Source organism: Nocardia glycosmidis (assembly GCF_052545115.1).
The window spans coordinates 1-13,241 of the sequence record NZ_JBQWRH010000034.1 but is presented as its reverse complement, the minus strand read 5'-3'; the positions used below and the strand labels follow the sequence as shown (position 1 = coordinate 13,241).

At 64.0% G+C, this 13,241-nt stretch carries 9 protein-coding genes and 2 pseudogenes; 3 read left to right on the top strand and 8 right to left on the bottom strand.

Annotated features, from left to right (window positions below; all coding sequences use genetic code 11):
• The first annotated feature begins 66 nt into the window (after positions 1–66).
• From ACT86A_RS26880 to ACT86A_RS26870, 3 genes are all read left to right on the top strand, one after another.
• Positions 67–1,170 carry a cation:proton antiporter family protein gene (locus tag ACT86A_RS26880; protein WP_445095018.1) on the top strand — a complete coding sequence of 368 codons (1,104 nt, stop codon included), beginning with the start codon at positions 67–69 and terminating at the stop codon, positions 1,168–1,170.
• Between the two features lie 854 nt (positions 1,171–2,024).
• The gene (locus ACT86A_RS26875) at positions 2,025–3,287 is read left to right on the top strand and encodes a cytochrome P450 family protein (RefSeq protein WP_445095017.1); all 1,263 of its coding nucleotides are present in this window, start codon (positions 2,025–2,027) and stop codon (positions 3,285–3,287) included.
• A gap of 122 nt (positions 3,288–3,409) precedes the next feature.
• Positions 3,410–5,332, top strand: a complete 1,923-nt coding sequence (locus tag ACT86A_RS26870) for an acyl-CoA dehydrogenase family protein (protein ID WP_445095016.1) — start codon at positions 3,410–3,412, stop codon at positions 5,330–5,332.
• Positions 5,333–5,747: 415 nt separating this feature from the next.
• On the opposite strand, the pseudogene ACT86A_RS26865 reads toward ACT86A_RS26870, so the two are convergent.
• The 8 genes and pseudogenes from ACT86A_RS26865 to ACT86A_RS26830 form a co-directional block, all read right to left on the bottom strand.
• Positions 5,748–5,924, bottom strand: a pseudogene (locus ACT86A_RS26865) (IS3 family transposase); the annotation flags it as partial.
• 10 nt (positions 5,925–5,934) lie between these two features.
• A pseudogene (locus ACT86A_RS26860) lies at positions 5,935–6,710 on the bottom strand (transposase family protein).
• A gap of 618 nt (positions 6,711–7,328) precedes the next feature.
• Positions 7,329–7,892, bottom strand: coding sequence for a hypothetical protein (locus ACT86A_RS26855; RefSeq protein ID WP_445095015.1), 564 nt, complete (start codon positions 7,890–7,892; stop codon positions 7,329–7,331).
• 20 nt (positions 7,893–7,912) lie between these two features.
• Positions 7,913–8,959, bottom strand: a complete 1,047-nt coding sequence (locus tag ACT86A_RS26850) for an IS630 family transposase (protein ID WP_445095014.1) — start codon at positions 8,957–8,959, stop codon at positions 7,913–7,915.
• On the bottom strand, positions 8,952–9,317 hold the full coding sequence (locus ACT86A_RS26845; protein ID WP_445095013.1) for a hypothetical protein: 366 nt from the start codon (positions 9,315–9,317) through the stop codon (positions 8,952–8,954). Before ACT86A_RS26845 ends, ACT86A_RS26850 begins: the two co-directional genes overlap by 8 nt.
• Positions 9,318–9,510: 193 nt before the next feature.
• Positions 9,511–11,076 (bottom strand): FAD-binding oxidoreductase, encoded by a 1,566-nt coding sequence (locus ACT86A_RS26840; RefSeq protein ID WP_445095012.1) that lies wholly within the window; start codon positions 11,074–11,076, stop codon positions 9,511–9,513.
• 539 nt (positions 11,077–11,615) lie between these two features.
• A complete protein-coding gene (locus tag ACT86A_RS26835; protein WP_445095011.1) occupies positions 11,616–12,461 on the bottom strand; it encodes a hypothetical protein in 846 nt (281 codons plus the stop codon).
• A 10-nt stretch (positions 12,462–12,471) separates the two neighbouring features.
• Positions 12,472–13,179, bottom strand: coding sequence for a hypothetical protein (locus tag ACT86A_RS26830; protein ID WP_445095010.1), 708 nt, complete (start codon positions 13,177–13,179; stop codon positions 12,472–12,474).
• Between the last annotated feature and the right edge of the window lie 62 nt (positions 13,180–13,241).

The window sequence follows — 13,241 nt, the reverse complement described above, 5'->3', positions numbered from 1 at the left end:
CCGAATGACCTTGCTCGCCGCCTAGCCGCGGCGAAAGCGTGTCTGCCTGCCTTACAAGATCAAGCGTTGTACGACGCGATCGACGAGCGTGAACTCGAAGCCGAACAACGATTACGGCGGTGGATTCGCGCGCAGGACCGGCACGATCGCCGGACCGACCATCGCCGGGGTCGGGCGTCAAGGACTCGCGGTCGGCGCACCCAGGAGCGGATTCGGGCAGGTGAGCAGCGCGAGTTGCGCTGGCATGCGCGCGCTCGAGCGGAGCGCCGTCGCGCTACCAGCCCTGATGCGTTGGAGGGGATGCTGCACCGTCGCGCTACCTGGTCGTCGTTGCGGCTACGCGCGGTCATCGTGGTCGGGATGGTGTGGTCTGCGGTGAACGTCGGACGCAATCTCGTTCCCGACAGCGGACCGACAGGCGCGTCCTGGTGGCTGCTGTGGCTGCTGTCGTTCGGGATCGAGGCGATGATCTCGGTGCCGATCCTGGAGGTGATGGCGCAGGCCGCGACCGCCGCGCGACTGGGTGTCACGGTCGAACGCCGCAGAATTCTTCTTTTCGAGGCCTGCCTGTTGACTGCGACGGTCGGTTTGAACAGTGGTCCTCACTTCGTAGCAGGAAACTTCGGTCGCGCGGCCGAGTATGCGGTCGCGCCGGTGATGGTCGTCGTGCTGATGTGGTTGCACGCGTGGGTGGCCGCACGCTATGCCCAGCTCATCAGCATGGTCGGCCAGACCGATAGTCCCGCCTCCAGTGCCGAATCCGTCGGCCATGCTGTCACTGTCGACCGCGACACCGATCCACCCGTACACATACCGGCTGTCGGCGATCTCGTCACCTCGGTGATGGATCAGACGGGCGCTGCGCGCGTAGAGGCAACCGGCGAGGCGGCGGTTGCTGCCGAGCTGGACCTGAGTTCGGTCGAGCAGCATCACTACCGATCGGGGACGCAGCACCCGGTATACGTGCCGGAGCGGGTGCTGGTCGATGTGTCAGAGCACGACCAATGCCGTCGAATCGCACAAGAACTGGTGCGCAGCAGGCTGACTCAGAAACCGGCAGGAGACATCGAGGAACTGTTGCGGCTCGCTGAGCGTGGGGTGAACGCCAATGCCATTGCGGCCGCCAGCCACGGCCTGACATCATCACACTCCGCATCACACACCCCGTGACAGATCAAATCCATCCGCCGCGACTGCGGGCACCGAGCGGAGCCGGCCGTTCCAGGACAACGCCGTGATCTGGCTCGAACCGGACCCCGAACAGCCTGTCGGCCCCCGGCGAGCGCCGCCACTGCCAGCGCTGTCGCTGCGGTCGTCGGAGATAATCGCCGACGACGTCGAAGCGCACTGTGCGACAATCCAGTTCCACCGCTGGTTGGCACTACCCCAGCGAACTGCTCGCCACCCGCGCGGCGCTGCGCTGACGACGAGTCAGCTCCCAACTGATCATCCGAAATGGTGCCGCCGGATATCCCTTCCTGACGCCGCTGGCGATCCGGCACTAGACGGAATCGAGCATGCCTGGAATGGGACAGTCGTAGCGAGTCTTGTCCCAGGCCACCTCGACACCCCAGATGTTCAACGTGCGCCATGCGGCAGTGCCGCCTTTGCTGTCCCAGATGGTTCGCAGTGCGAACGATCGTGAAGGTGGGTATGCTCAATCGCCGGTAGTCGAAAAGCGTGGTGGCCTAAGCCTATTGGCGTACCGGTCGGTATTTCGATCATGTCAGGGGTCGGGTCTGAGCGCTCTATGGTGACGGTGTGAGCAGGGGAGTTCGAAGTGGCGAGGTCGCAATGGCAGACGGATCACGGGAATCCAACGCTCCGGATGCAGGCCGGCGCCTACTTTCGCCTACCGGTCACCGTCTGACTGCCTTGTCCGTCACAACGCAATAGCCGACTGAGCCATCCCCCAGGGCGACCGGCTGCCCACCGAGACGCAGCAAGCGCTTGCCGCGCGACGCCGCCGCACAGGCGGACTTCCTTCCCGACCAACCCGGCTTTCCTCGAGGAGAACCTTTTCAGTGACTTCCAGGCAGACACAGCCCCGCCCAGGCATCGACCAGCCCGCGGCCGACCACCGTAGCGACCGGGTCCCGCTTTACAGCGCGGAATTCGCGGCTGACCCGCACGCCGCCTACTACGAGATGCGTCGACGTTATGGGTCGCTGGTCCCCATCGAGATATACCCAGGGGTGCCCGCAACCTTGGTCATCGGCTATCAGACGGCGGTGCGGATCCTCAGCGACCCGGACCACTTTCCTGCCGATCCGCGCCGGTGGCAGGAAAAAGTGCCGGATGATCTGCCGATTCTTCCGATGGTGGAGTGGCGGCCCAACGCGCTGCGCAGTGTCGGCCTCGAGCACCTGCGCTATCGCAAGGCGACCAACGACGCGCTCGAGAAGGTCGATCAACACGAACTGCACGAGATGGTCGAGCGGGCAGCGGCGGCGCTGATCGCACAGTTCCCGACCGTGGGAGACGAGTATGAGCGGACCGCTGATCTGATCAGCATCTACGTCCAGCCGTTGGTGTGCACGGTGCTCAACGAGATCCTCGGCTGCCCACCGGAAATCGGTCAGGCGATCGCCGCGGCGAGCGCAGCGCTGTTCGACTCGACAGACACCGAGACGGTCAACAACATGTTCGGCCAGGCGTTTCTCAAACTCGTCGAGATCAAACGCATCGAGCCAGGCGACGATGTGGCCACCCGACTGGTTCACGACAGCGAAGCGAAGCTCACCGACGAAGAGCTGATCCATCAGTTCGTCACCTGTTTTTCCGCAGGGATGGAGCCGGGACAGAACCTCATCGCCAACAGTTTGCTGCTCATGCTGACCGACAGCCGCTTCACCGGTAACGAGCTGGGCTTCATCCCGACCAGCGCCGTGGTGGACGAGATCCTGGCGATGGACCCGCCCTTGGCCAACTACTGCATCACCTATCCCCGCCAGCCGATCCTCGTCGACGGGGTCTGGCTGCCTGCCAACGAGCCCGTGATCACCAGCATGGCCGCGTGCAGCAACGATCCGAGGATGAACACCGGTGACTACGCCGGCAACGGCTGGAATTTGGGCTGGGGCGCAGGACCACACCAATGCCCCAAACACGCTCGATCGGCCGCACACCGCATCGCGGTGGATGCGATCGACGAACTCCTCGACTCGGTGCCGGAGCTGCGGCTGGCAGTTCCGGCAGCGGAGCTGGAGTGGCGACCCGGCGGATTCCACCGAGCATTGGCAGAACTCCCGGTCGTATTCCCCCTCGATCCGCGCCACCGAATCTGAGGTAACAACAGCGAAAGTGAGGTGAGCCGACGACTCGACCGCGTGAAATCCCGGGAAGCTCAGCGAATGTCGACTCGGCCCCGGGGGCAGAGGTTCTGGATCAGATTTCGAAGGGGTAAAGCATGACAATCGCAGACATTTCCGCCACCGTGTCCTCCACCGAGCCACCACCACTCGATGAAGCCGGAGCCACCGACGCTACCGTGGAGGCTCTGCGGAAGGTGATCTTCGGCGCACATGCCGAGCTGTACGCCCACGTCCGCGACGTCGTTGTCGGGCTCGCCGACGTGCCGCGATCCGGCGCGACCTACACCGAGGAAACCCAGACCGCGCCACAGCTGCTTCGGACAGTGATCGCGCGGCTCGGCATGCCGGCCCGGGAGATCGCCTCCAACACCTGGTTACGGGGCGCGTTGTGCGACTGGGCGCAGGTTGCGGCACCACGGCTGCTTCTGGTGCTGACCGGGCATTTCGACCTCGCCATCGGCGCGATCCTCGCTCTCGGCGACGGCTCGGACTATCAGCAGCAATGCCTGGCCGAGCTCGATACCGGCGCCGCGCTGGGCGTGCTGATGCTGACCGAGCTCGCCGGCACCAACGGCGCCGACCAACAGACGACCGCCACCTGGGACCCGGTCACCGGCGGATTCTGGTTGACCACACCAGCCGCTCCGGCTGCAAAATTCATGCCCAACGTCGCAGACGAACAAGTCCCGAAGAACGTGGTGGTCACAGCCCGTGCCATCGTGGGCGGCCGCGACGAAGGCGTGATGCCCTTCCTGATGCGACTACGCACTGCGGCTGGTCTGGCCGACGGCGTAGAGGTTGTGCCACTACCGGACAAAGTAGCCGCCCCGATGGATCACGCGCTGATCCGATTCGATCGCGCGTGGTTGCCCCGCGAAGCCCTGTTGGGCGGCGACTGGGCCCACATGAGCGACGACGGGCACCTCGAATGCGAGTTGGAGCCGCGCCAACGTTTTCACGCCGCGATCAGTGTCCTGGACAACGGGCGTCTGGATCTTGCCACCGCAGCCATTGCCAGCGCACGCGCTGCCGTAGCAGGACTGGTCAACTACGCCGACCAACGCCGGACCGGCAGGGGAAAATTGATGCGCGAGCGCGACGCCGTGCAACTCGACCTCGTGGCCGCCGTCCCCGCGGTGTATGCGGCCACCGTGCTCGGACGCCGAATACGTGAATTACGTGCAGAATCCACCGAACCTGGGCCCGTGCAGTCGTTGTTGCCGATGCTCGCGAAACCGCTGCTGTCCAACACCGCCCACCAGGTGCTGATCGTCCTGCGGCAACGCGCTGCCGCCCAGGGGGCGCTGCGCAACAACTACCTCACCGACTGGATAGCAAACCTCGAAGCGATCATCACCGCGGAAGGCGAAAACCAGATCATGCTGGTCACCGCCGGAAAGTCCCGCATCGACCTGACCGCCGCGCGGCTGCCGAACACGCCGGCGGCACTGCCGTGGTATGTGAATCTGCTCATCACACGCGAACGCGCCGTCGCCGCCGCCCTACGCGGCGGCGACTACGAATCCATCGGCGTCGTCCTCGGCCGAGACTCGGCCGCCATCGCACTAGCCACCGCGACCGCCGAAAGGCTCGCCGCAACAGCCCTGGTCGCCGAAGCCGCCACCATCACCGACCCCGCGGCCAAGAAACTCGTCGAGAGCGCGGCGGCGGCCTATGCACTCGAACGCATCCATGCCGCCGGAACGTGGTACACCGCGCACCACCACATCTCACCAAGCCAAGCGAACGAGCTCACCGCCGAGCTGCTGAACCACTACAGAATCCTGGCCGACAACCTGTGGGTTTTGACGACGGCCTTCGACATCCCACCGCTCCCCGATGCGCCGTTGTTCGCCGCAGACTACATCGGGGCGTGGAAGGCGTACGCCGGTTGGGACGAAACGACGTTCAGTAAAGTGGCACCGGTCCTTTCCGACGGCGACGGCGACGGCGACGGCGACGGCGACGGCGACGGCGACGGCGACGGCGACGGCGACGGCGACGGCGACGGACAGTAAACAATCAGCCCCTGCCCCCACACGGCGACGTGGGCGGCAGGGCTTCAGTTAGTTGGACCGACGATCAACCACATTGCGGCATCCATACGCGGTCCGATCGAAGGTCGGTAGACGGCCACCAGTGCTGCCTGGCGACAACGGTGGGCCTGCTGATCGCTGCGTTCGGGGATCGTGGCGGTGATGTGGCTCGCTGTGTCCGCCGCCGGATCCGTTGTCCCCCCGTGTGAACCACACAGGGGGACATTGGAAGGACTTGCGGTGAGTGAGTTGCCCCGGTCCCGGGGTTGCCAAGCTCTGGTGGGCGGGTCGGGCCACGGCCGTGGACGCCAGGACACCGACACTGCGGCGATCAGTCTCTCCAGCGTTGGACGACAGGCAGAGCATGGGACTGCTGCAGGATCAGGTGACAGTTCGGTCACGCGGCCTGACTGGCCGACGCGGTCATGATTGTCTCGAATTCGATCGGGGTCAAGCGGCCCAGGCCGGTTTGCCGTCGGCGCCGGTGGTAGGTCCGTTCGATCCAGGTGACAATCGCGATACGCAGTTGCTCCCGAGTACGCCAGGAACGGCGGTCGAGAACGTTCTTCTGCAATGAGCCTTTTTCATCCTTGTCGGGCGGTTTGAAGTTCGCGGTTCTGTAGCACGTGGATCGCCTTGACGAGTCGTCCGGCCTTGTCGGGGCAGCACCGGAGTTTCCGCAGTACTCGCCAGGTTTTGAGCTGGGCGTTGGCTCGTTCGCCGCGGCCACGCAGCTTCGCATGAGCACGGTTGGCGACTTTCTGCGATTCCGGCTTGTTCCTGCCCTTGTACGGGGTCAGCAGCGCGTTTGCGCCTTGATATCCTTTGTCGGCCAGGGTGATCCACCCGCCCTGCTCGAGCTCGTAGAGGATCCGCCAGATCCAGGCCGCCTTCAGATCGTGCACACTGCCGGGCAACGCGCCCGACACCCACACGATGTCACCGTCGGCAGCCGCAATGACCTGCACGTTCATTCCGTGGTGGCGGTGTTCCCCGAGAAGTAGGGGCGGTCGACGGCCACCCGGTCGATCGGAATCAGCGTGCCGTCGAGGATCAGGTAGGCATACCCGTCGGTCTTCGCACGCCGCAAAGCCTTTCGCAGATCCGGTGATCGTGCGGCCAGCAGTACGACGGCTTCTTCGACGTAGCGCCACGCGGTCGTGGTGGAGACCTCGAAACCCGCACCCAAGTCGCCGAAGGTTTCACCCTTGCACAGGTAGGCCAGGACGAGCAGGGCTTGTCGGCCCGGGTTGAGCCGCCGCCACACCGACCCGATCGCGGCGCGGTGTCGCCGGATAACGCCGGCGACGTAGTCGAGAGTCTGGCGTGACAACGGCAGCGCGGCACGGTAGAAAAGCATCGAAGCCCTTGGTGTTCGGAGGTTGTGGTAAACACCGATCTACCAGGGGCTTCGCCATACGTCCAGCCGAACTACCCTGCAGAGCAACAGATCTCACAGCCAACCATCAAGCAGGATGAAAAAGGCTCACTCAACGACGCAAGACCCGAAGATCGAGCCAAGCGACAGCGGGTATTCAGTTGCTGTGCGCGGGCAAACGCCGCATACGCGAATCGACACGCAGGGACACACGAGCTTTCAGCCACGGCATCCAGCCAGCAGCCGCCTCGGAACATGTCTCGAGACAGGCACCACCGTGGATGCACGAAAGACGGGGCGCGACCTGGAAAGGCCACGCCCCGTGCGTCATACGGATTCGACCGACACGCTTGGGGGGCCGGTCATTGCTGTCCTACGTGCAGCGACCGCGCAGAGGGTCAGATTTCTTCTTCCAGCGACGCCGGGATCTCATACCGCGCCTCCGGCGTCCTGCCCAGGAATATGCATCCGCTTCGTCTTGCCGCATGCGCCACTGCTGTTTCTCTCGGTCACAGCTATACGGATGCAGCAGCCGCGAGAGCAGGACCAGCGCATAATCCCCGGCATTCATTGCACCCCTGAGTTATGCGTCTCAGCGCGTCAGCTGACTGGAGGGATCGGTTCCACCACGAGCTTCATGTAAGCCAACCCCGAGGACTGTTCGGCAACTCCGAGGATCTGCTCACCAGGATTAATGTTCGGGTCTGCAAGCGCCAGCGACGGTTTGAACCGATACAGATCATCACGCAACGCGGTGTCGATGACAACAGCGAATTCGTACTTGACCGAATCCAGCTCTCCGATACGGCGGAACTGGTCGACGCGCACGAAACCTGGGATTACGGCCTCGAGGTTCCAGATGTCCCCACTGACCTTCATGACACGCAGTGTGTTCTCATGCGGCCCCGGGGGAACAGGCGGGAGCAGGTACTTGTAGAAGTACACGTACGCGAATTGCCCAGTCTGCAAGAAGATCTTGCCCATGGGGGTCCAGTCCGGATTGCTGATAGGCGCATCGGGGTTGAAGGTCACCGTGACCTGGTACACCTCAGTCAGATTCGTGTCGTCGTATTGGACATACGCCTCCACCTGTGCGGTGTCGCCGATCTGGCGTATTTCGTCAATGCGAACAAAGCCAGGGACGTAAATGTCCATGCCGATCATGATGGTATATTGACCCAGAACTAAACGGTTGAAGCATAAATCGTGTGTGGGCCTTGGAAGTAGCCGCGAACGTGGTCAGGCAGTTTCTGGACGCGCCGGAAGAACGACCGCACCGCCAGTTCCATGTGGTCGCGGCCGAGGATGGTTTTGTCGGCCAGGGTGCGTTTGAGGTCGGCGTTGACCAGTTCCTCGGGGTTGAGGTGCGGGGCGTAGGCCGGCAGGTAGTGCAGCTCGATCTCCTCGGCGTGGGTGGCCATCCATTCCTTGGTCGCTTTCGCGCGATGGACCGGGTGCCTGTCGATGACGAGGTGGATCTTGGTGTCGTATCCGCTGATCAGGCGTTTACAGAAGGTGAGGAACTCGGTGGTGTCGAACCGTCCGGCGAACACGGTGAACCGCATGTCACCGCGCGGGGAGATCGCCGACATCGCGTTGAGGGAGAACCGCTTTCCCGTCCGCGCCACCGTCGGTGTCCGACCCACCGGCCCCCAGGTCGCACCCGAGAGGTGATCCGGGCGCACCCCGACCTGGTCGGCGAACAAGATCACCGCGTCTTCGGCCTCTGCACGTTCGACCAGCGCCGGATACGTCGACTCGACCCACTCGGCCATCGCCTCGGGATCCGCCTCGATCGCACGCCGGTCCGGCCGCTGGAACGACAAACCCGTGCGCCGCAACAGTTTCCCCATCCCCTCCTCGGTGTAGGACACCCCGAACAACCCGCGCGCGAGTTCGGCCACCTTACGCCGGGTCCACAACTTCCCGTCCAACCCCACCTGCTCGGGGCAGAACTCGATGATCGCCTCCACCAGCGCCGCCTCCTGATCGGCGGTCAACTTCCGCGCAGCACCGGCCTTGCGGCCCGGCCGCCGCGACTCCAGTCCCTCCACACCACCGAACGCATAGCGGGCCTTCCAATTCCGGATCGAGTTCTCCGACACCCCGAACACCCGCACCGCCTCAGCACCGGTCATCCCCTCCCGCAACGCCGCGACCACCCGCATCCGCAACACCTCCTGCTGACCCGGCGAAAGCCTGCGCATGTCCACCCTCAGATCATCACCCACCCCACAGACCTACACGAAAACGACCACACCCCACACCATTCAGTGCTGGGTCAATATCCCCGGTCGCATCGAAGGAGACGACGTACAGGAAGTCCTTCCAGACAGGCAGCGAAAATGCGAAACTGCCCTCTTCGCGTGGGCTCGGCACCCGAACCCGATCCAACATCGGAAGGATATTTCTCGCGGACCCGCCGTCGCGTATCCAGAGCGCCCGGTGGACATCGGCGGATCTCGCGAGCATGTCCTCCTTCGAGGAGCCGAGATCATCTAATGCGGCGGTCAGAAGCGAATCGGGCGCATCCATAGTCTTCAGCAGATGCAGCCGAAAATCAGTCGATCCCAAATCACTTGTCGACATCGGATCTCACTCTCTCGATGGTGGCCACCGCCTCGACGCCGGGGGCGGCGCACTCCGCCATCAGATCGAACCCGCGCCACACGGCACTGTGTTGCGTAGGCAATCGTCGAACCGCAGTCGAACCACGCTCGAACACCAGCTCCTGGAACAGCATTCGACCGGTCCGACGGTCGCTGAGCCGACTGGAACCGGTTCACCAGTCCGATCGGCCGATCGAGAGCCGATGCTGGACGACGTTGTTGGGGTCCCACTTCGTCTTGATCCCACGCAGCCGTTCGTAGTTTTCGCCGTAATAGAAGCTGTGCCACGGCACCCCGGAGGTATTCCAGTGCGGGTCGGCCAGATCCGGATCGGGGTAGTTGATGTAACTGCCGCCATAGGATTCGTTCGGCACGGGCACACCACCCGTCCCCGCGAAGACATCGCGGAACATCTCCCGGGCCCAGGCGACATAGCGGTCGTCGTCACCGGGAATACGCCAGGCGGCGTGGATGAGCATCTTCATGAACGAGTCCCGGATGGGCATCGCGGTGGCGTCGGACTCCACGGCGTTGGTCGCACCGCCGAAAGGCAGAAATTCCAGCTGCGATTCACCGAGAAAACGGATATCGGTGAGGTAGCGGTACAGGGTGCGCAACTGCTCGGTCGTATACACCTTCCGCAGGTAGGCAGACTTGACCTTGACCCGGAAACCCGGCATGCCCTTGGCGTAGTAGACACCCGAGACGATATCGGCGTAGGAAGACCGAGTGGGCGGCAGCACGACCGGTTGCGGTGTCACGCCCCGCGACACCGCGGCGACGAACTCGTCGAACAGCATTCCGGCATCGGGCCGATCGGCGTCGAGCAGGATCAGCACATCGGAACCCGTGATACCCGGACGCAGGTGCAGCGGCGCGTACAACCCGCTGAACGGATCACCCGGCGCACCGTGCTGCTCGAAGAACGCGAGGTAGTTGCCGACGAAGCGAACAAACGACTCCTCGGTCGCCAGCGGAAGCACCAACCTCGTGTGCATCATGCTTGCCGGCGGTTTCGGCAATCCGCGCTCCGGATCCGCGCCGTCCGAGTGCGCCGAACGAAGCAGATACCGCGTCACCACACCGAAGTTGCCGCCCCCTCCGCCGGTATGCGCCCACCACAGATCCGCGTGCGGACCATCCTTGGTCGCCACCACGATCGATGCCGTACCGCTCGAGTCGACCGTCACGATCTCCACCCCGTACAGGTGATCCGCCACGAGACCGAGCCGCCGCGACAGCGGACCGTATCCACCGCCGCTCACATGACCACCCGCGCCGACACCCTTGCAGATCCCCGCAGGCACCGTCACACCCCAACCATCGAGCAACCGCTCGTACACGGTACCCAGATCGGCGCCGGCTTCGACCGCGAACGCCCGATGGGTCTCGTCCCACGACACCGCATTCATCCGCTGCAAATCGACAATCGTCTGCGTTCGGTCGTTGTCGACGAAGTCGTCGAACCCGTGCCCACCCGACCGCACCGCAAGCGGCGATCCCTCGCTCACCGACCGTGCGACCGCCACCCGAACTTCCTCCGCGTTCGACGGCACCAAGATCTGCTTCGGCCGCGCGGTGAACCTCCGGTTGTAGCCACGCGTCGTCAACGTCGCGTAAGCGGAATCACCGACACGGATAACCGTCGGTTCCGCAGCACCCGCGACCGGTTGCCCGAGCACTGTCGCCGCTGCGCCGACAACAGGCGCGACAAGGAAACTGCGACGAGACAACGACATGAAGCTTCCCCCGGCGGAGCGTCGACATGGACGAACCAGACAGTATCGCCAGCCGAGCCACGAAACATACTCGTCTCACGATATGTCGCGTGCATCACACCGAACAAACCTGTGTGCGTATTCAGTTCGCTGCCGCTGCGGCCGCGTGGACGGCAACATGCCCAGTTCTTCACTTCGGTTTCGAGGTCGAGGCCTTGCGGCCGGGATAGTCAGGCGTTCGAGGCGGTGCGGTGGCCACGTCGAGTATCGGGCCGCCACCACGGGGCGCAGACAGGTATCGATGGATCGTTGCCAGGCGTGGACGAACACCTGCGCAACCATCACTTCCTCTTCGAGATCACCCCGGATTGCGCGTAACACCGCGCTGGAAGCGAGCGGTTCCTGGAGCGAGCGCGTTCCCACAAACACCCGCACCGATTGATACGGATCCGGGTCTCGATCACGCCACTGATGTGGCGCTGGAACTTAAAGTTGTAGCCGCGTCCGCAAATATGCCTGCCGGGTAGTCGCAGCGGACGCGGCGAGCTGAGCTGAGCTGACTACGGAACCTTCCGCGCGGGATCGTCGGGGAAGCTCCACTCGATCTCGACCCGCGCCTGCGGTGCAACCTGCGCCGCCGCGCGGGTGACCGCTTCCTCGAAGCGGGGGCGCCACCGATCGAAACCCGCGACCAAGACCGGTGTGTCCTCGGTGTCGCCGTAGGCGGTCCACTGTCCGTCCGGTTCCTCACCCCTACTGTTGAACACGTCCTCGCCCAGGTATTCACGATCGTGGACGTCCCCGACCGCGCCCAGCACCTTGATGGCCTGCGCCCGATCCGTCAGCCCGACGACCCGATACGAGTAGTGGACCCTGGTGGCCGTGAAAGCCCGCACCGACGAGGAGTACCCGGCGGGCCGCTCACCGCGCAGCACATTATCCGCTCGGTAACCCGTCACGAGCCAAGCGAGTTCGAGGGGCACCTCGTAGAGGAAATCCACCTCGCGACTCGCCGCCTGCCTCGCCCGGGCACGGGCCAGGACATCGGCGAACTCCCCCGGCAAATCACCCTCGTATTCGAGGTGATCGGCCGAGACGTCCCGGTCATGGCCCACGACCCAACTCTGCCGACCGTCCCGCAGCCCCGCCGCCACACTGCTCGGCCCGAAAGATGACTCGTAGCAGGCCACGACTTCGGCACCCCGCGAAAGCCGTTGCAGCACATCCGGGTAGCGCAGATACCCCGGTGGATTCACCTCGGGGTCGAATACGATGTGCCAATCTGCGAGCGAGACCGCGTCGACACCCCCTTGGTCCACACCCTCGATATCGGTCAGATCCAACTCATCGAGAACCGACGACCTCGACTGTCCCCGCACCGCGACCCACGAAAGGATATCTCCCATAGCTCAGACCTTAGATGGTTCGCGCAGAGCCGACACGGCCCGGCCGTCGTGGCGCGCCCGGCAGCGGCATCCATTCCGGAAGGTCCGTCGTCGAGAATCGGCAGGTATAGTCCTGGCCGTTCTCGATAAGAATCCGACCGCTGAGCCAGGCCCCGCGTCCGGTCCGTACGGAAACGTGTCGGTGTTCCGACAACAGAGCCAACAATCCGTCGGAGGCCGCGACGTCGGCGATCGAGCCGTCACCGTGCTCGACCTGGACGCCCGCCGCGCCGTCGCGTCCGATGAGCACCACCCACATCAGAGCGGCGCGCCGATCGGAGCCGACAGTGCGTAGCGACTCGGTGACGAGTGCGTGCTCGACCACATCGACACCGATATCGTTCGAAGCAATGGACTCCCACCTGGCTCGGATGTCGTCCGCCGCGAGTTCGCCGTTGACCCGCTCGATCAGGTGGAGAACGACATCCGAAGGACGCGTGCGGCTGTACAACACGATATCGACGCCGTGCGTCCGGGAGTCTCCGTTCACCCGATATACGGCGGCCGCGTGCCCGCTGCGGGCCGCATCGATATAGGTATTGATCTTGCGGCGAAAGTCTTCGTCCAGATCGAGCGACGAGCCCGCCACATAGGGTCGCTCCTCCGTCATCCCCAGAACCACTCGATTCGTCGAACTGACGAACACCAGCTCGATCCGGTCGTATTCGGCGACGGTCATCGGTGCACCTGCCCATCCATCCTCGACATATTGACTCGAAATTAAATGTTTGAAGCGTATAG

Excerpts from the sequence above, each read along its gene's own strand:
- ACT86A_RS26830 (WP_445095010.1), bottom strand. The coding sequence starts at position 13,179 with ATGACCGTCGCCGAATACGACCGGATCGAGCTGGTGTTCGTCAGTTCG.
- ACT86A_RS26835 (WP_445095011.1), bottom strand. The coding sequence starts at position 12,461 with ATGGGAGATATCCTTTCGTGGGTCGCGGTGCGGGGACAGTCGAGGTCG.
- ACT86A_RS26845 (WP_445095013.1), bottom strand. The coding sequence starts at position 9,317 with ATGTCGACAAGTGATTTGGGATCGACTGATTTTCGGCTGCATCTGCTG.
- ACT86A_RS26870 (WP_445095016.1), top strand. The coding sequence starts at position 3,410 with ATGACAATCGCAGACATTTCCGCCACCGTGTCCTCCACCGAGCCACCA.
- ACT86A_RS26840 (WP_445095012.1), bottom strand. The coding sequence starts at position 11,076 with ATGTCGTTGTCTCGTCGCAGTTTCCTTGTCGCGCCTGTTGTCGGCGCA.
- ACT86A_RS26855 (WP_445095015.1), bottom strand. The coding sequence starts at position 7,892 with ATGATCGGCATGGACATTTACGTCCCTGGCTTTGTTCGCATTGACGAA.